The organism is Rhizobium sp. Root1334 (genome assembly GCF_001426665.1).
In the GTDB taxonomy this organism is placed as follows: Bacteria; Pseudomonadota; Alphaproteobacteria; order Rhizobiales; family Rhizobiaceae; genus Pararhizobium.
In genome coordinates this window covers 56948-74387 of record NZ_LMEY01000004.1, presented here as the reverse complement: position 1 = coordinate 74387, position 17440 = coordinate 56948, and the positions used below count along the sequence as shown (strand labels likewise).

Sequence of the window (17440 nt, the reverse complement as noted above, 5' to 3'; positions counted from 1 at the left end):
CTTAAAGGGTGTGCATGTCTGACGTTTGTCGGTGGCGTGTCGAATTGTTTCCAGCGTGCGTGGCCCACGGGCCAATGCGGGCGGACATGAGAAATCCGGTGATGAACCGGCGAACCAAGCGTGTCTCACGAGAAGGCAGGTGTCATGCGCATGATGCGGCACGGTGCTTTCCTGAGTTAAGCCGCCAGCCATCGGCGCTCGCGGGCAAAGTTTGCGAGGTCTGTCGCGCTCATCGGTCTGGCGAAGGCATAGCCTTGCAGCCCGTGACACCCCAGATCCTTCAGAATTCGGGCATGCTCCATGGTTTCGACGCCCTCGGCGATGACGTCGATACCGAGCGATATGCCGATGTCGATGATTGAGGCCACCAGCTGGCGCTGTGTGGTCGAGGTCAGGATCGGGATCACCAGCTGCCTGTCGATCTTGAGGCGGCGCGGGGTGAGCTTCAAAAGGCTGACAATGGAGGCATATCCGGTGCCGAAGTCGTCTATTTCGATATCGATGCCGAGATTTTTGATCTGCTCGATATTGGAAAGCACGGTCATGTCGCTTTCGTCGAACGAGATGGACTCCAGCAGTTCGAACGAGATCTTACCGTGCGGAATAGCCATCTGATTGAGGCGATCGATCAGCTTTTCATCATGCAGGCGATGATAGGAAAGATTGACGGACACTTTCGGGATATGGATGCCGCTGGCTTCCCACCGCATCGACTGGAACAGCGCCTGCTCAAGGATACGCTGGTCGATCTCCGAAAGCACATTGATGTCTTCGGCCGTCTTCAGAAAGGCGTATGGCGCCAGCAGTCCCTTGGTAGGGTGGTCCCAGCGGGCCAGCGCTTCGACCCCGATGATATCCAGAGTGTTCGGACAGAACTGCGGCTGGAAATGCGCGATGAACTCATTCTGCTCGAGACCGCGCAGGATTTCATCTGCCGTCTGTTTCGTCTTGAAAACAGCCGTCTTCAGGGAATGCGTGAAGAACTCATAGCGGTTGCGGCCGCGGCGCTTTGCTTCGTAAAGCGCGATATCGGCGTTGACCAGAACCTGGCTCAGTTCCTCCTCTTGCCTTGCCTGATGGGCAATGCCGATGCTGACGCCTATACGGCATTCCTGTTCCTTGTATCGGACCGGTATGCTCATCGCATCGATGATCCGTTGGGCGAGCTCAGCTTCATGAGCCTCTATCCCGGTCTGGCGTGAAATGATGACGAACTCGTCTCCACCGATGCGGCCAACGAAATCGTCGCCGCTGGTGTTGGCGCGAAGGATCTGGGCTGCATGCTTGAGGATTTCGTCGCCAGCCGCATGGCCGAGCGTGTCGTTGATTTCCTTGAACCGATCGAGATCGATATGGAAGATGCTGGCGAGACCCGGTCTCGTCTCGTCGGCGTGTTTTTTTGCCAGAATTTCGTCAAGGTATCGGCGGTTCGGCAGCGCTGTCAGTGGATCGTGCAGAGCATTGAATTCCATCCGGTGCCGGGCTGCTTCCAGTTCGGCACTGTGGGCTTCGGCTTGTCCTTTGGCGGCTTCAAGCCGCTCGGTCTTTTCGACGTCGGTGGTTACATCCCAGTTGACGCCGACGATCTTCTCATTGCCGCCAGCGCCAATATAGGTGGAGCCGACCGTCCGGATATGCCTGACGCGGCTGCCCGGAAGGCGGATGCGAAATTGCGAAACGTAGCTCGCACCGTGGTGCAGGGCATTGCTGAATTCCTGTTCGGCGCGCTGCAGATCATCCGGATGCAGGGCGTCCCGCCAATCCTCGTAGACTTCACTGGCGTTCTGCCGCAGACCGTACAATTCCTTCATGCGGTCGTCCCAGAGAAGTTTACCGGAGGCGATGTCGAGCTCCCAGATGCCGATCTGTGAGGCATCGAGCGCAATCTTCAACCGGTGGGACAGTTCCTGGAGCTGATCCTTGTTGTTTTGAAGGACCTGGATATTACGTTTGCGTTCCTCGATCAGCCGCCCGCTGATGAACATCGGCACGAGGATGAAGAGGCCGCCGATAAGGATGAGGGTGCGGATGAACCAGGCGTTCGGAGGGGTATCGACCCACCCCCCTTTTGGCACTGCACTGATCATCCAGGATCCACCCGGCAGAAACAGGCTTACTTCGACAGGGTCGGCTGCCTTGACCGCGCTATTGCCGAAAAACAAGGCGCCATCTTCACCCAAGCCGTCGCGGCCGGAAATCGCCACGTCTATATCAAGTGCGGCTGAAAGAAGCCCGCTGTCCTGATAGAGCCGCTCCACGTCGATGACTGCGGAGACGACACCCCAGTAGCGGTTCGAGGCGCCGCCATATGAGATGGCCACAGGAAAGCGGCCGATCAGGCCTTGACCGCCCTGCACAAGATCCAGGGGGCCAGCAAGAACCATCTTGCCCAGCTCACGAACCTTGAGCGCTGCGGCGCGCTGATTGCTGTTCTTGCGGTAGTCGAGGCCGAGGGCCTTCTCGTTGCCTTCGAGTGGGTAAACGAGGGAGACGATCAGGTTGGGGGCGGCCGCGATGTTGCGCAAGCGCGAACGCTCATTGAAGATGTTGCGCGCCAGTTCGGAGAACCGTTTCTGGTTCATGCCCGGTTCCGTGGAGATCGCAGCGATCAATCCACGCACGAGTTGAATGTCGCCATTGATGTTGGCTTCGAGCTTCGAGCGGATCGGGTTGAGCTCCGCAATAACCGCCTCCCGCATCTTTGCCGCATGAACTGCGCGGTTCTGCTGTTCAGCAAACAGGCCGGTTGCGATCACCACCATCAACGCGACGTAGGTCGGCATGTAGTTCGGTTTGAGAAACCGAACTATTGTTGACTTTCTGAGCGCATTCGACAGTCCCGAAAACACGTGATCTCCAATGCTGTTCACTATTCGACAGCAATTGGACCGGATTGTCGCAAAGGCGTCTTAACAAGATGTGCTTCGAGGCCCCGTCAATTCTAGCGTTCTATTCGGATTTTTTCCTTTTTGGCAGGTTCTTGCGGTCGGTTTCCGCAAGCTCTTTCAGCTCTTTTTCCGACATGGATTTTTCCATGCTCTTGGAAGCGCCCTGGAGTTCGGATTTTTTCATGTCGCCGCGCTTGGCGGACAATGCGACACCGGCGGCTTTTTGCTGGGCTTGGGATTTTGCGGGCATCGACTTACTCCTTCGGTCGGATGCCTGTTTAACAACCGTCTTCTAGATTGGTTCCGCAGGGCTTGCCACATTGATTTCAGGAGTGCCAATCATTGCCAGCAATGTCTCCAACCGGTCAGCATCGCGCGGCAGTTTGTCGGTTCGCAGCCGCGAGATGCGCGGGAAGCGCATGGCAACACCGGACTTGTGCCTGCTGGAGAAATTGATACCCTCAAATGCGACCTCGACAACGAAGCCGTGATCTGGCTCCGCCCGGATCGACCGCACCGGGCCGAAGCGCTCGATAGTGTTATTGCGCACGTAGCGGTCCAGCACCTCAAGCTCTGCATCGGTGAAACCGAAATAGGCCTTGCCGACGGGCACCAGAACATCCTTGCCTTCACTCTCCGTCCAGACTCCGAAGGTGAAGTCGGAATAGTAGCTGGACCGTTTGCCGTGGCCGCGCTGGGCATACATCAGCACCGCGTCGATATTATAGGGCTCGCGTTTCCACTTGAACCAAGGCCCCTTCGAGCGTCCAGACGTATAGGACGAATCCAGGCGTTTCAGCATGATGCCCTCGATCACCGGATCCGGCGGCTCCTTGCGTAGGCGATCGAGTTCCTCCCAGCTCGAAAACGGGACGAGCGGCGAGAGATCGAAATGCGAGGGGGCGGCCTTTTCGATCAGGGCCGAAAGTGCTGCGCGCCGGGTCAAAAAGCTTTCCGGACGCATATCGCGCGACCCGGAAAACAACAGGTCGTAACCGCGAATGAAGGCCGGATAGTCTTCCAGCATTTTTCGTGTCACGGTCTTGCGGTTCAATCGTTGCTGCAGATCGGAGAATGTCCGCGTTGCGCGGTTGGTGCGCATGGTGCCGCCGACAAGAAGCTCGCCATCGATGATACCCTCGAAATCCGCAGCCTCAAGAATATCCGGAAAGGCACTGGAAATGTCGTCGCCGCTGCGTGAATAGAGCCGCCGCGTCCCGGCCAGATTGGCAAGCTGGACGCGGATGCCGTCCCATTTCCATTCGGCGGCAAAATCCTTCGGGTCGAGTGAAGCCAGATCATTGTCTCCAACCGGTGTTGCGAGCATCACGGCATGGAAAACCGCGGGCATATCCAGTTTGGGCTTGTCGGTCTTTCCGTCGAGCCATTGGAACAGCGACACATAGGGCGGGGACAGGCCATGCCAGAGCGTTTCGATCTCGGTGATATCGACATTGCCCATGTCGGCGAGGGCCTGCTTCACCAGCCGTGCCGAGACGCCGATGCGCAGGCCGCCGGTGATGAGCTTGAGGAAGGCAAACCGGCTTGACCCTTCGAGTTGATCAAGCAGATCGCGCACGAGGCCATGCACATTGGCTCGGCCGGCCGTTTCCAGCTGATGCATGACTGTGCCAAGCGATAGGTCGCTGGATGCTGGCTTTCCTGTGGCTGGCGGTTCCCAGACGAGCGAGATCGTTTCGGCGAGGTCGCCGACATAATCATAGGAATAGCGGAACAGCACCTCGTCCATGCGCTCCAGTACCAGTTGCCGCAGCACGTTCGGTTTCACGGCCTTCAAGGTCAGCGTGCCGGCGATGACGGCGAGCGCATAGCCGCGGTCGGGATCCGGTGCGTCGCGGAAATAATCCGCCATCAGCTTGATCTTGGCGTTGCGTTGTGGCGTGAGAACCAGGCGGTCGAGCAGTTCTGCGAAAGGGACGCACCGGCTATTCTCCTTCGTCGTCGTAGCCGACCAGATGCAGCGGCCGGGCGGCGATACCCTGCAACTCGCACCAACGGACAAGGGCCTCTTCGCGGCCGTGCGTCACCCAGACCTCGGCTGGCTTGATCTCGTTGATTGTCGCGGTCAGTTCCGGCCAATCGCAGTGATCCGACATGATCATCGGCAGTTCGACGCCGCGCTGCTTGGCGCGTTGCCGCACCAGCATCCAGCCGGACGCGAAGATGGGCATGGGATCGGGAAAGCGCCTGGCCCATTTGTCGGCAAAGGCCGAGGGCGGGCCGACGACAACGGCACCGGCGAAGGACTGTTTGTCTTTCGCATCGATCGTGGCCGGCCGGAGATCCCCCAGTTGGATACCTTCGCTTTCATAATAATCGCAGAGCCTTGCTAAGGCGCCGTGAATGAAGATCGGTGCGTCGTAACCCGCTTCGCGCAGAAGCATGATGATCCGCTGCGCCTTGCCGAGAGCATAGGCGCCGACCAGATGGGCACGCTCGGGAAATTGTTTGAGCGAGGTCAACAGCTTGGCAATCTCGCCACGGTCATCCGGGTGGTGAAACACCGGCAGGCCGAAAGTTGCTTCGGTGATGAAGACATCGCATGGGACCGGCTCGAAGGAGAGGCAGGTCGGGTCGCGGCGGCGCTTGTAGTCGCCTGAGACGACGATGCGCATGCCACCTGCTTCAACGGCGATCTGTGCCGACCCGAGCACGTGACCGGCCGGATGAAAGCTGACGGTGACATCGCCGATCGTCGTGCGGGTACCGAGGACGGCTTCCTGCGTACTGACGCAGAATGTGTCGCCATAGCGGATACGCATGATCTCCAGCGTCTCGCGCGTCGCCATCACATGTGTGTGGCCGGCGCGCGCATGATCGGCGTGACCGTGGGTGATCAACGCCCGTTCGACAGGCTGGACGGGATCGATATAGAAGCCGCCCTTCTCGCAAAAGAGACCCTTGGGCGTCGGATAGAGCAGCGTTTCCGGTTTCATGCAGACGAAGATAGCTGGCAATTGCACGACTGCCAGCTATCGCAGCGAATTTTTCGAAATCAGGCTACCGGGTTGTGGCCGAGTGTCTTGGAAATCAGATCAAGCACGCCCTCGGCATCGACGCCGATGCAGATGTTCTGGCTTGGCAGGTTGTCCCAGTCGCTTGGCGGGAAAATATGATCGTCGGCCTTCTGGATGGTCTGGCCATCGGCAATGCCGCCGCAAACGACGCGGATCGCACCGCTGCGCAGGGTGAAGAGTTCCGGCGCCACGACATAGACACAGGCGCAGCTGTCATGCACGACCATACCGTCATCGACATGCTGTTCGTAGAAATCGATATAGAACTGCGAAATGTCCGACAGGAGCTTGGCGCGCTTGCCGCCGGTCGCAGCAATAGCTTCCAACCGCCCACGAGTCATGACGGTCTTCTCGGTTACATCAAGCCCGACGACGACCACCGGCCATGGGGCTGTCATCACCACGTCGGCGGCTTCCGGATCGCCATGGATATTGGCTTCGGCAGCCGGTGTGATGTTGCCGCGCATGTCGAAGGCACCACCCATGATGACGACTTCCTTGACCAGAACGGCGATATCTGGATCGTCGCGCAAGGCGAGCGCCAGATTGGTCATTCGGCCGACGGCAACAAGCGTTACCTCGCCGGGATTGGCGCGTACCATGTCGATGATGAAGCGATGGGCCGGACGCGGATCGCAGGCCAGATCGACCGTTTCTGGAACCCCGATATTGCCGAGACCATCATCGCCGTGGATGAAGGTTGGCCAGCCAACATGGGGCCGGGACGGGTCGAGCGTTTCGCCAAGCCCTTTGGCAACAGGCGCTGCAATATCCCATTGCTGCTTCAGATAGAGCGCGTTGCGAGTCGTCGTTTCGATCGAGGCATTACCGAAAACGGAGGTGATGCCGATCAGGTCGATATCCGGGTGATTATGCAGGAACAACAGGGCCATCGCATCGTCGACGCCGGGATCCGTATCAAAAATTACCTTATGCATGATGTGTTCTTTTCTTTGTTTTGAAAGCCGGCCGCAGCTTGCTGAAAGGGGTGACGTCCAGCGTTGTGTCACTTTTAGCGGTGCGGCGGCCAAGAGCAACCCATTTTCCGGGCCATGGGAGGTGGAGTGCCAAAACAAGGCAAATCCGTATCCTGCCGCGAAATAGGGCCAGCAGGCTTAAACTTTCCGAAACGTCGCCGCGATAGGATGGGGGCTCAATCAATAGGTGGGGCCGTTCCTGCATCCGCGCAGACGCGCGGTGGCAGGCAAGGGAGTTTCAAGCTGATGACGGAACAGCGTACGTGAAGTCGGTCTTTAAAAAGATACGTCTCCCCCGCAAGGTGATGTTCCTCATTACCGGCATTCTCGTGCTGTCGGGTGCGTCCGGCGCCTATGCCGTCTATTCCGGCAAGGAAACCTTTCTCGGCATGGCCGGACCGCAAAAGCCCTCAACTTCGGGCCTGGCCTGCACCACGATCGAAACCCTGAAGATGCGCCGCAATGGCCAACGTTGGATTCGCAAATATGTGAGCACGGAATCTGCAGGCGGTGTCGATCGTGTCCGCACTGCATTGCGCATTACCGGCCTGTTGGCCAAGGAAGAGCAGGCCGATCTCTATCAGGTAGTTGTGCTTGATTCCGCCGGACCGTCAGATCGTGCCGATCGGCGCGGCGCGGCCATCGGCGCCCAGGTCCTTTTCGCGCCTGATCCATCCAAGCTGCCGGGAATGAGCACGCCATTTACGGCCCGTTATACGGAGGCGAAGGCAAACACCGTCGGTCTGTTCTATGGTGCCGAAGTGGCTCTCTCGACCGACGACATCAAGACCACGTTGACGGCAATGGACGACAAGTCGGATTGTTTCGATCCGGTCGCGGCCGCTGCTGCGGCAGTGCCTGGGGCTGCCGGATCAAAGAGCGGCGACCACGGTGAAGCGCCGGCTGCTGCGCACGGAGAGGAAGCAGAGAGTGGCGAGGCGCCTGCTACGCATGCCGAGGAAGGAGCCGCGCCGGAACATGACGCCGAGGCTACGGCGGAGCAGGGCGCGGTAAAGCCTGAGGAAAAAGGTTTCTTCGGCTCCATGCTGGCCATGGTGCTCGGCGGAGATGGCGAAAAGCCATTGGAATCCGCGATGGAAAAACCCGCCGAACGCCCAGCAGAAGAACCTGCAGGGCACTGACGGGCTTTCAAACAGCGCGCTGCCGGCCATCCGGATCAGACGATGGCGTTGCCGGCAATGACGGCGAGAACCACGAAAATCAGGAAGATGATCACGGCGATGGCGAACAGCACGCGCGCGATCGTCGCGGTTGCGGCCGAAACGCCTGAAAAACCGAGAAAACCGGTAATCAGCGAGATGACCAGGAAGATGAGCGCCCATTTCAGCATGGAGGGGGTCCTTTTCAGATTCTGCGGACATAGACGCGCAGGAGCCTGAAAAGTTCCGTCGGCTGACAAGAACGCGCCATCCGGTTTAGCGAATGGCGCGTCCCTAGCGTTGTCTCAGTCCGCCTTGTTGCGGCGGGCCGGGAAGAGGATGATGTCGCGGATCGACGGCGCGTTGGTGAGCAGCATGATCAGGCGATCGACACCGATGCCGAGACCGCCTGCGGGCGGCATGCCCTGGTCGATCGCATCGAGGAATTCGTCGTCCAGCTGCTTGTCCTTCTCACCGCGGGCATGCGCCTGCTCGAGCTGCTCGACCATACGCCTGCGCTGCTCTTCCGGATCGTTGAGTTCCGAAAACGCATTGCCCAGCTCCCAGGCGTTGCAATAGGTCTCGAACCGTTCGACTAGGCGTGGTTCGCCCGGCACTTCCTTGGCGAAGGGCGAGATATCCTTCGGGAAATGCGTCACGTGTGACGGCTGGATCAGCGTGCCTTCGACCTTTTCTTCGAAAATGAAGGCCAGGCATTCGCCCCAGGTCGCGTCCTTCTCGACTTCAAAACCGGCAGCCTCGGCGGCAGCGCGGGCTTCCTCGTCGGTTTTCATCGCCAGGAAGTCGATACCGGTCGCTTCCTTGACGGCATCCGGCATAGGCACGCGCTTGAACGGCCCCTTGAAGGAGATTTCCTTGTCGCCGAACATGAATTCGGTCGTGCCATGGATCGACATCGCGAGCTTGGAGAACAGCCGCTCGACGAGGTCCATGACGTCCTCGTAGTCGGCATAGGCCCAGTAGCATTCCATCATGGTGAATTCAGGATTGTGCCTTGTGGAAACGCCTTCGTTGCGGAAGTTGCGGTTGATTTCGAACACCTTGTCGGTCAGGCCCGACACCAGCGTGCGCTTCAAATACAGTTCCGGCGCGATGCGCAGATACATGTCGAGCTTCAGCGTATTGTGGTGCGTCTTGAAAGGTTCGGCCGTTGCGCCGCCGTAGACCGAATGCAACATCGGCGTTTCGACTTCCATGAAACCGTCGTCTTCCATGAAGCGGCGAATACCGGAAACGATCTTCGAACGCTGCTGGAAGCGGAGCTTGGACTCCTCGTTGGTCATGATGTCGAGGTGACGCTTGCGATAGCGCTGCTCGATGTCGGACAGGCCATGCCACTTCTCCGGCATCGGCAGCAGCGACTTGGTCAGCATAGTGATTTCTTGCGCGTTGATCGAGAGTTCGCCGCGCTTGGTGCGGCGCACCACGCCGGTGACGCCGATGATGTCGCCGAGATCGATCATCGGCAGCATCGCCCGGGCTTCTTCCGGCGTCGTGTCCTTGTGGGAGAAAATCTGGATCTTGCCGCCGGCATCATGGATATCCATGAACATGCCAGAATTGCGCGAGGAATAGACGCGCCCGGCAACCGTGACGACATCTTCGGTCACCACGTCTGCTTCCAGGTTCTCGTATTTCGCCGCAAGCTCAGCATTGGTGATCGTGCGGTGGAAATGCGCCGGATAGACGTCGCCGATCTTTTCGCGCAGCATTTTCAGCTTCTGGGCGCGCACTTCGGTGACGTCGGAGGAGAGGGCGGTTTCGGTCTTGTCGGTCATGGGGCTCGCCTTCTATGGGGCTTTGTTCTCAAGGGTACTAGGGGTCGAGGCCATTTCCTCTTCGCCCCACCGGGGAGAAGGTGGCCCGAAGGGCCGGATGAGGGGGAGCAAAAGACTTCTCAGCCTGCCGCACCACCCCCTCATCGCCTCGCATTCGCTCGGCACTTCTCCCCGCTGGGGAGAAGAAAGAGCCAGTCTTTATTTGCCGCTGCCTGCCATCGAGGCGGCAACCTGGCCTGCAACCTTCAGGCGCTGGCGCACGACCGAGCGGCCGAGGATAGCCATTGAATCGAACAGCGGCAGCGAGCGGCTGGAGCCCGAGACCGCCACGAACAGCGGCGCCACGATGACTTTCAGCTTCTTGCCCATGCGGTCGGCAATGGCACGCAGCTCGGCTTCGATCGACTCGACGTTCCATTCGAGGATCTTTTCCAGATCCGGCTGGACCGTGTTGAAGATCTCGACCAGTTCTTCCGGGCTCGATTTGACCTTGGCGAAGGATGCGGCGTCAAGCGACAGATCGGACTTGAACAGGAAGCCCGCCAGGTCCGGCAGTTCGCCCAGCTTGGAAATGCGCGACTGCGAGAGTTTGAGGCCCTGCTTGATACGGTCGTTTTCCATCGCCCAGGAAAGCACGCGGGCGGCGAACTCGTCTTCTGACAAACCTTCGCGCAGCCAGCGGCCATTCAGCCAATCCAGTTTCTGTACGTCGAAAATCGCGCCGGCCTTGGAGAGGTTCGCCGGATCGAATTTCTCCGCTAGCTGTTCCATGGTCAGCATTTCCTCGCCTTCGGCGATCTGCACGAAGAACAGGCCGAGGAAGTTCATCAGCGCTTCGGGCAGGTAGCCGAGTGCCGTGTAGTACGAGATCGAGGTCGGGTTCTTGCGCTTCGACAGCTTCGACTTGTCATGGTTGCGCATCAGCGACAGATGCATGAAAACCGGCGGCTCGAGACCGAGATACTGGTAGATCAGGATGTGCTTCGGGACCGAGGACAGCCATTCCTCGCCGCGCGCCACATGGGTGATCTTCATCAGATGGTCGTCGACGACATTGGCCATATGATAGGTCGGCATGCCGTCGGCTTTCAGCAGGACCTGCATATCGACTGCATCCCACGGAATATCGACTTCGCCATAGACGCCATCGACGAACTTGCAGGAGCCTTCCGCAGGGATCTTCATGCGCACGACGGTCGGTTCGCCGGCAGCCATGCGTGTCGTCACTTCCTCTGCCGAAAGTGTCAGGCAGCGGCCGTCATACTTTGGCGGCTTGCCGGCGGCGCGCTGCGCCTCGCGCATTTCCGCCAGACGTTCGGGCGTGCAGAAACAGCGGAAACCGTGGCCGTTGGCAACGATCTTCTCGACGAAGGGCAGGTAGGTGTCCTTGCGGTCGCTCTGGCGGTAGGGGCCATAGGGGCCGCCGATATCCGGGCCTTCCGACCATTTCAGTCCGCACCATTTCAGGGCGTCCAGCACCTTGGTTTCGAATTCTGGGGTCGAGCGGGTCGCGTCGGTGTCCTCGATACGCAGGATGAACTCGCCACCCATCTTCTGTGCGAAGAGGTAGTTGAACAACGCGATATAGGCGGTGCCGACATGGGGTTCGCCGGTGGGGGAAGGTGCAATGCGCACCCGGACTGGTCTGTCTGTCATGATCCTGGCCCGTGCTTTACGTGCTTTCGGCCTTCCTGCCGGAAAGGAGACGTCCGGATGTGAAGGCGCATGCTTTTAAGGGAAGGAAATGCCCGGCTGATGCCTGAAATGGCGGAAAATACCGGAAATTCCATATGGCTGGGGTGAGACCATATTCAAAAGGGCGCGTCAAGGAAAACTGCGTTTTCAGCTGTGGCCGGGAACTTTTCAAATGGCCGTTGACATCCGCGTGAAATCGATCTAATTAACCTTTAAGTTAATTAACTTATTGGCTAAATAAAATGACCCAGGACCAACTCAGCACAACTCTTTCGGCGCTCGCCGATCCGACGCGCCGGGCAATTCTGGCGCGGCTGGCTTTGGGGGAGGCGTCCGTCAATGAATTGGCCGAACCGTTCGCGATGAGCCTGCCTGCCGTTTCCAAGCATCTGAAGGTGCTGGAGAAGGCGGGGCTGATCAGTCGCGGTCGCGAGGCGCAGTGGCGGCCCTGCAAACTGGAGGCGGGGCCGCTGAAAGACCTGAACGCCTGGCTCGATAACTACCGGCAATTTTGGGAGGAGAGTTTCGACAGGCTCGATCTCTACCTGCAAAAACTTCAAGAGGGAGATGGAAATGAACGCAAGAGCTGACGTGGTTCCGGCCGATAAGGCCAACCTTGTCCTGACCCGGACATTCAACGCCCCGGCAGCGCTGGTCTACAAGGTCTGGACGGACCCGTATCATCTGTCCCAGTGGTGGGGGCCACACCATTTTACCAACCCGGTCTGCGAGGTCGATCTGAGACCTGGCGGTGTCATTCGTATCCATATGAAGGGGCCGGACGGCCAGATGTATCCGTCAAACGGCGTCTTCAAGGAAATCGTCGAGAACGAGCGCCTGGTGTTTACCAGCACTTATGATGGCGAAGACGGCATCCCCATGCTCGAGGCGCTGAATACGGTGACGTTTACGGAAAAGGACGGCAAGACCGTGCTGACCCTGCATGCTGAGGTGTTGAAGGCAACCGAAGCCGTTCTGCCTGCCCTTGACGGCATGGAGGAAGGCTGGAGCCAGAGCCTCGAAAAGCTTGCAGCCGTTATCAACGACGCAGCCGCTGCCTGAAGTTCTTTTTATCCAACATGCCCCTGAAGCCCGCAACGGGCGCTTCAGGGGCGCTTGTTCCCTTACACAACAGGACCCTGAATATGTTGAAAATTCTACTGATTGTTCTTGCCGTCATCGTCGTGCTTCTGCTCGCCGTGGTCGTCTTCGCATCCACCAAGCCAGACACATTCCATGTCGAGCGTAGTGTCACCATCAATGCCCCGCCTGAAAAGATTTTCCCGCTGATCAATGACTTCAAGCAATGGCAGGCCTGGTCACCCTATGAAATGAAGGACCCGGCCATGAAGCGCACCTATGATGGCGCGACAGGCGGTCAGGGCGCGGTTTACAGTTGGGATGGCAACAAGAATGTCGGCGCTGGCCGGATGGAAATCACTGAAGCGACACCATCCACCAAGGTACAGATCAAGCTTGACTTCATCCGTCCCTTCGAAGGCCATAACGTTGCTACCTTCGCGCTTTCACCCGCCACGCAAGGCACGACTGTGACCTGGGCGATGGATGGACCGAGCCCGCTGATCGCCAAAGTGATGGGTCTGTTTTTCAATATGGACACGATGATCGGTGGCGATTTTGCGCAAGGGTTGCAAAACCTCAAGGTGATTGCGGAAAAGTAACCGGCAAAAAGGGAACCATTGTTGGCGTGACCCGTTTCCTTGATGAGGAGTGCGGGCCGTGCCAACCGGACCAGAGGGAGATGGAGAACGCGGAGATTTTTCCGGTTTCTCTTCGCGGCCAACGAAATGGCAGGCGAGCTTCTTACCCCTTCGGCCTCGTTCCTCGAATGCCCATATGGAATTGCCCCGGGACAACAGTCCCGGGGCTTTTTTGATGGGCGCTTTCCAGCCGCAAACAAAAAAGGGAGCGCAGCCGGATGGTGCGCTCCCTGTTGAGTCGTCAATCAGGCGAATACCCGGTCAGTGTTTTGCGGCCTTGTCCTTCTGCCGCTTGTTGCGCGACAGCATGTTGAGCACCTCGACGAGCGCTGAGAAGGCCATGGCGGCGTAGACGTAACCCTTCGGCACATGCAGGCCCATGCCTTCGGCGATCAGCGTCGTGCCGATCATCAGAAGGAACGCGAGCGCCAGCATGACGATGGTCGGGTTCTTCTCGATGAAGCGGGCAAGCGGACCGGAAGCGACCAGCATGACGGTAACGGCAAAAACGACGGCGATAACCATGATCGGCAGATGCGGCGTCATGCCGACGGCAGTGATGATGCTGTCGACCGAGAAAACCAGGTCGAGCAGCAGGATCTGGCCGATGGCGGCGCCAAAGCCCGTTGTCACCGAGCTGGCGATGAAATCCTGCTCATGATCGGCTGGATCCACATTGTGGTGGATTTCCTTGGTGGCCTTCCAGACGAGGAACAGGCCGCCGGCAATCAGGATCATGTCCTTCCACGAGAATGGATGGTCGAACACGGTAAAGACCGGGGTCGTCAGCTGGACGATCCACGCGATGGTGCCAAGCAGGCCCAGTCGCATCAGCAGGGCAAGGCCGATGCCGATCTTGCGTGCCTTTTCCCGATGTTCGGGCGGCAATTTGTTGGTCAGGATCGAGATGAAGATCAGGTTGTCGATGCCAAGCACGACTTCCATGACGATCAGAGTGATCAGGGCAATCCAGGCAGTCGGATCTTGCATTAGGAGCAAAATATCCTGCATCGGGGGCGGTTCCTTCCTCGGCAATCAGCGTGCATATGCGGGAACCCGCGCCGCCGGATGGCAACGCGGGTTTAATTGATTGTTTCTTATGTATGCGGAAACGGTGGCAAGGCAAGCGCCGAGGGGCGCGCAAACCGGCGCGATACCGTTAACTCGCCACCGGAAGCCAGATTTCGGTGAGCCCCATACCCGTTCTCGGGTCAAACCGCTCGTCATAGCGTTCCATCAGATCGGGAAGTCCGGCATGCTTATAGCCGGATGCGGGCAGCCATTCGGTAAAGATCGCGTTGCAGGTTGCCTGGATGCCGGAAATATGGCCGCGATGGGCGAAGATTGCATAGGTCTGGGCGGGAAGTTTCAGAGTTTCAAAGCCTTCGGGCAGGTCGTCGGTGTCTCGAACCTCGACGGCGGTCATGTACTGAAAGCTGCTATCCTGTCCGTCTTCCTGCGTGCAGATGCCATAGGCGGCACGCCCGATCTGGCCGGCAATGCCGCCGTCATGGGCGTTGAACCGCTGCCATTGCGAGGGGATGCCAGCATTGGCGCCGTAATTGTAGGTCTGCTGCAGGCCTGCCATCATCATGGTTGGCGTGGTTTCAAATCGCGGCTCGTCCAGTCTTGGAAGGGGTGCAGTGTTCATGCGAAGGGGCTCCATAAGATCGAGATCGCCAACATGCCCTCTGTTGCGAACTTCTTCCGGTGTCACGCCGAAATGCTCGCGAAAGGCACGGGTGAAGGCTTCATGCGAGCTGTAACCCGCATCAAGGGCGACTGCGAGAATGCTGGAGGCGCCCTCGGCAAGGGAGAGAGCCGCGGTGCTCAAGCGCCGCGCCCGGATATAACCACTGATCGAAAATCCTGTCGTCAGGCCAAAGACACGCGACAGGTGATAGCGGGAAAGCCCCGCCGTCTCCGCGATATCTTCCAGTGAAATATCCCCGGCGTAATGGCTTTCGATAAACCACAGCGCCTTGCCAATCGCATTCATCCAACCTCCCGCAGCAAACCGGATATGACCTTAATGCCGATCAGGCGGCTTCATTTGATCGTGGTTGCGCGATTGCTGACGGCTATCAGGCTGTTGCCCGGGTTCCGTACGCGGCCATGAAGACGCGAACGGCGCCGCTAATGACTCGGTCGATTTCTTCTGGCGACGGTGGGGCCTCCATGGTTCCGAAGAGGCGAAACTTGAAGAAGCCGCCACTGGCGAGATCCAGAAATTGGCCTGCCGCCAGATCGAGGTCATCGATCTTGACACTGCCGATATCGACCTGATGTGCCAGGAATTCCTGCAGGACCGTTCGCAAGTTTTCCGGCCCCTTGAAGAACCGCTGACACAGAACCGGCATGCGATCGCGGACGCCCAGAACGGTACGCATCGCGCTGATCACCTTTTCATCGGTCACGTGGGTGACGAACGAGACGCCAAATTTATAAAGCCCGGCTTCGACATCCTCGTGAGCGGCCAGAACCGTGCGAACCGCTGCCAGAAAAAGCGCGCGCTCGTTTTCGATGATCGCCGAAAACAGGTCTTCCTTGTTCTGGAAGTAGACGTAGATCGTGCCTTTGGAAACGCCGGCTTCCCGCGTTATATCGTTCATGCTGGCGGAGGCGAAGCCGACGCTCATGAAAACGCGCTTTGCGCCTTCGATGATCTGTTCACGCTTTGCTGGGTCTTCGCCGGCGGCGCGGCGGCCGGAAAGGGCCTCACCCGGACAGTCTGCGGTAGCCGTTGTTTCTGCCAATTTGTCGTTACCTTCGGACATTTTTGTCTCATTGTTAACTTTTCGAACCGGTTGGTTCGATTTGACTTGATATGTGAGTAGTTTCGCATTAAGTCAAATCGAACTGAACGGTTCGGTTCGAATTTCTCATATCATGGCTGGTAGTGCAATATGTCAGTTTCAAGCAAGTCCGGTGCTGCCCATGTCCGCCCCGTCGGCGATGATTTCAAGGTGCCCGGCGAACAGATCGAAGCTCCTGAAGCCAAGAACGTGACGGAGCCCGCTGCCGAGCAGCAGGCGGCTCCTCAGGTTGCGGCTGTTGCTGAGCAGCCCGCGCCGAAGCGCCGCAAGCTGGTGTTTCCGGTCATCGTGATCGCTGCTTTGGCAGCCGGCGGCTGGTATGGCTACGACTGGTGGACCAACGGCCGCTTCATGATCTCGACCGACGACGCCTATATTGAGGGCGATATCGCGTCGATTTCGCCGAAGGTGTCCGGCTATATCGAAAAGGTCAATGTCATCGCCAACCAGCACGTCAAGGCTGGCGATCCGTTGATCACGCTCGACAAGGAAGATTACCGCATTGCCGCCGATCAGGCGCAGGCGCAGATCGATACGGAAAAACTGTCGCTGCAACGCTTCGACGCTCAGATCGCTGGTGCAAAGGCCAGCCTGCAGCAGGCAGAAGCGCAGAAAACCGCCCTTGAGGCGACCGTCCGTGGTGCCCAGATCACGCTCGCGCGTGCCAGTGACCTCCAGTCAAAGGCAGTCGGTACGGTCGCCTCCCTCGATGATGCCACGGTGGCACTCGATCAGGCCAAGGCCAATCTCATTGGTGGCGATGCGCAGATCGCTACGGCGAACGCCAACATCGCCGTTTTGGTTGCTCAGCGCGCCGAGGCCGAAAGCACCATCCGGACGCTCGAACTGGCCCGCGACAAGGCTCAGCGCGATCTCGGCTTCACGGTGCTGAAGGCGCCTTATGACGGTGTCATCGGCAATCTGTCCGTTCAGGATGGCGACCTCGTTTCCGCGGGTCAGCGTCTGGCGGCCCTGGTGCCGACCGAGCAGCTCTATATCGATGCGAACTTCAAGGAAACGCAGATCGCTCACATGGTGCCAGGCTCGAAGGTCAACATCCATGTGGATGCCTTCGACGAAGCGCCGATCGTCGGCACCGTGCAGTCGATCTCGCCGGCTTCCGGCTCGGTGTTCTCGTTGCTTCCGGCTGAAAATGCCACGGGCAATTTCACCAAGGTGATCCAGCGCGTTCCGGTTCGCATTGTCTTCCCGAAAGAGGTGCTGGACAGCGGCCGCCTTCGCGCCGGCTTGAGCGTCGTGGTCGATGTCGATACCCGCACCGCACCGAAGCAGGAAACCGCTGCGGCCAAGTGATCCGTATGCCGCGCCGTCAAGGCGCGGCTTCA

At 58.7% G+C, this 17440-nt stretch carries 16 protein-coding genes; 5 read left to right on the top strand and 11 right to left on the bottom strand.

The genetic code is table 11. The features are described 5' to 3' along the window. Nucleotides 1-176: 176 nt before the first annotated feature. The 5 genes from ASD36_RS09650 to ASD36_RS09630 form a co-directional block, all read right to left on the bottom strand. Nucleotides 177-2783 carry an EAL domain-containing protein gene (locus ASD36_RS09650; protein ID WP_060503050.1) on the bottom strand — a complete coding sequence of 869 codons (2607 nt, stop codon included), beginning with the start codon at nt 2781-2783 and terminating at the stop codon, nt 177-179. A 166-nt stretch (nt 2784-2949) separates the two neighbouring features. After that, entirely contained in the window at nt 2950-3138 is a 189-nt protein-coding gene (locus ASD36_RS09645) for a DUF3008 family protein (RefSeq protein ID WP_060503049.1), read from the bottom strand. Nucleotides 3139-3180: 42 nt separating this feature from the next. Next, complete coding sequence (locus ASD36_RS09640) at nt 3181-4866, bottom strand: cisplatin damage response ATP-dependent DNA ligase (protein WP_060510002.1); 1686 nt, start codon at nt 4864-4866, stop codon at nt 3181-3183. Next, nucleotides 4835-5845, bottom strand: a complete 1011-nt coding sequence (locus tag ASD36_RS09635; protein ID WP_060503047.1) for a ligase-associated DNA damage response exonuclease — start codon at nt 5843-5845, stop codon at nt 4835-4837. Before ASD36_RS09635 ends, ASD36_RS09640 begins: the two co-directional genes overlap by 32 nt. A 59-nt stretch (nt 5846-5904) precedes the next feature. After that, nucleotides 5905-6864 carry a nucleoside hydrolase gene (locus tag ASD36_RS09630; protein ID WP_060503046.1) on the bottom strand — a complete coding sequence of 320 codons (960 nt, stop codon included), beginning with the start codon at nt 6862-6864 and terminating at the stop codon, nt 5905-5907. Nucleotides 6865-7166: 302 nt separating this feature from the next. Between ASD36_RS09630 and ASD36_RS09625 the strand changes: the two genes are divergently transcribed. Then, entirely contained in the window at nt 7167-8045 is an 879-nt protein-coding gene (locus tag ASD36_RS09625; protein WP_244481983.1) for a hypothetical protein, read from the top strand. A 35-nt stretch (nt 8046-8080) separates the two neighbouring features. Here ASD36_RS09625 and ASD36_RS29850 read toward each other — a convergent pair whose 3' ends face one another. The 3 genes from ASD36_RS29850 to gltX form a co-directional block, all read right to left on the bottom strand. Further along, nucleotides 8081-8254, bottom strand: coding sequence for a DUF1328 domain-containing protein (locus ASD36_RS29850; protein ID WP_037100293.1), 174 nt, complete (start codon nt 8252-8254; stop codon nt 8081-8083). Nucleotides 8255-8368: 114 nt separating this feature from the next. Continuing rightward, complete coding sequence (lysS, locus tag ASD36_RS09620) at nt 8369-9862, bottom strand: lysine--tRNA ligase (protein ID WP_060503045.1); 1494 nt, start codon at nt 9860-9862, stop codon at nt 8369-8371. A 198-nt stretch (nt 9863-10060) separates the two neighbouring features. After that, on the bottom strand, nt 10061-11518 hold the full coding sequence (gltX, locus tag ASD36_RS09615) for a glutamate--tRNA ligase (RefSeq protein WP_060503044.1): 1458 nt from the start codon (nt 11516-11518) through the stop codon (nt 10061-10063). Between the two features lie 281 nt (nt 11519-11799). Between gltX and ASD36_RS09610 the strand changes: the two genes are divergently transcribed. The 3 genes from ASD36_RS09610 to ASD36_RS09600 all read left to right on the top strand — a co-directional run bounded on the left by ASD36_RS09610 (nt 11800) and on the right by ASD36_RS09600 (nt 13239). Further along, nucleotides 11800-12147: a metalloregulator ArsR/SmtB family transcription factor gene (locus tag ASD36_RS09610; RefSeq protein ID WP_060503043.1), complete on the top strand. Its 348-nt coding sequence runs from the start codon at nt 11800-11802 to the stop codon at nt 12145-12147. Next, complete coding sequence (locus tag ASD36_RS09605; RefSeq protein WP_060503042.1) at nt 12131-12619, top strand: SRPBCC domain-containing protein; 489 nt, start codon at nt 12131-12133, stop codon at nt 12617-12619. The genes ASD36_RS09610 and ASD36_RS09605 overlap by 17 nt, the downstream gene beginning before the upstream one ends. 83 nt (nt 12620-12702) lie before the next feature. Further along, a complete protein-coding gene (locus ASD36_RS09600) occupies nt 12703-13239 on the top strand; it encodes an SRPBCC family protein (RefSeq protein ID WP_060503041.1) in 537 nt (178 codons plus the stop codon). Between the two features lie 300 nt (nt 13240-13539). Here the strand turns inward: ASD36_RS09600 and ASD36_RS09595 are convergent, their stop codons facing one another. The 3 genes from ASD36_RS09595 to ASD36_RS09585 form a co-directional block, all read right to left on the bottom strand. Continuing rightward, on the bottom strand, nt 13540-14289 hold the full coding sequence (locus ASD36_RS09595) for a TerC family protein (protein WP_060503040.1): 750 nt from the start codon (nt 14287-14289) through the stop codon (nt 13540-13542). Between the two features lie 148 nt (nt 14290-14437). Beyond that, nucleotides 14438-15277, bottom strand: a complete 840-nt coding sequence (locus tag ASD36_RS09590; RefSeq protein WP_060503039.1) for an AraC family transcriptional regulator — start codon at nt 15275-15277, stop codon at nt 14438-14440. An 85-nt stretch (nt 15278-15362) separates the two neighbouring features. Further along, nucleotides 15363-16055, bottom strand: a complete 693-nt coding sequence (locus ASD36_RS09585; protein ID WP_082512012.1) for a TetR/AcrR family transcriptional regulator — start codon at nt 16053-16055, stop codon at nt 15363-15365. Between the two features lie 129 nt (nt 16056-16184). Here ASD36_RS09585 and ASD36_RS09580 point away from each other — a divergent pair, with 129 nt between their 5' ends. Beyond that, the gene (locus ASD36_RS09580) at nt 16185-17408 is read left to right on the top strand and encodes an HlyD family secretion protein (protein ID WP_060503038.1); all 1224 of its coding nucleotides are present in this window, start codon (nt 16185-16187) and stop codon (nt 17406-17408) included. Nucleotides 17409-17440 lie beyond the last annotated feature (32 nt).

Excerpts from the sequence above, each read along its gene's own strand:
- ASD36_RS09650 (WP_060503050.1), bottom strand. The coding sequence starts at position 2,783 with ATGCCGACCTACGTCGCGTTGATGGTGGTGATCGCAACCGGCCTGTTT.
- ASD36_RS09645 (WP_060503049.1), bottom strand. The coding sequence starts at position 3,138 with ATGCCCGCAAAATCCCAAGCCCAGCAAAAAGCCGCCGGTGTCGCATTG.
- ASD36_RS09635 (WP_060503047.1), bottom strand. The coding sequence starts at position 5,845 with ATGAAACCGGAAACGCTGCTCTATCCGACGCCCAAGGGTCTCTTTTGC.
- ASD36_RS09630 (WP_060503046.1), bottom strand. The coding sequence starts at position 6,864 with ATGCATAAGGTAATTTTTGATACGGATCCCGGCGTCGACGATGCGATG.
- ASD36_RS29850 (WP_037100293.1), bottom strand. The coding sequence starts at position 8,254 with ATGCTGAAATGGGCGCTCATCTTCCTGGTCATCTCGCTGATTACCGGT.
- lysS (WP_060503045.1), bottom strand. The coding sequence starts at position 9,862 with ATGACCGACAAGACCGAAACCGCCCTCTCCTCCGACGTCACCGAAGTG.
- gltX (WP_060503044.1), bottom strand. The coding sequence starts at position 11,518 with ATGACAGACAGACCAGTCCGGGTGCGCATTGCACCTTCCCCCACCGGC.
- ASD36_RS09610 (WP_060503043.1), top strand. The coding sequence starts at position 11,800 with ATGACCCAGGACCAACTCAGCACAACTCTTTCGGCGCTCGCCGATCCG.
- ASD36_RS09605 (WP_060503042.1), top strand. The coding sequence starts at position 12,131 with ATGAACGCAAGAGCTGACGTGGTTCCGGCCGATAAGGCCAACCTTGTC.
- ASD36_RS09600 (WP_060503041.1), top strand. The coding sequence starts at position 12,703 with ATGTTGAAAATTCTACTGATTGTTCTTGCCGTCATCGTCGTGCTTCTG.
- ASD36_RS09595 (WP_060503040.1), bottom strand. The coding sequence starts at position 14,289 with ATGCAGGATATTTTGCTCCTAATGCAAGATCCGACTGCCTGGATTGCC.
- ASD36_RS09590 (WP_060503039.1), bottom strand. The coding sequence starts at position 15,277 with ATGAATGCGATTGGCAAGGCGCTGTGGTTTATCGAAAGCCATTACGCC.
- ASD36_RS09585 (WP_082512012.1), bottom strand. The coding sequence starts at position 16,055 with ATGTCCGAAGGTAACGACAAATTGGCAGAAACAACGGCTACCGCAGAC.
- ASD36_RS09580 (WP_060503038.1), top strand. The coding sequence starts at position 16,185 with ATGTCAGTTTCAAGCAAGTCCGGTGCTGCCCATGTCCGCCCCGTCGGC.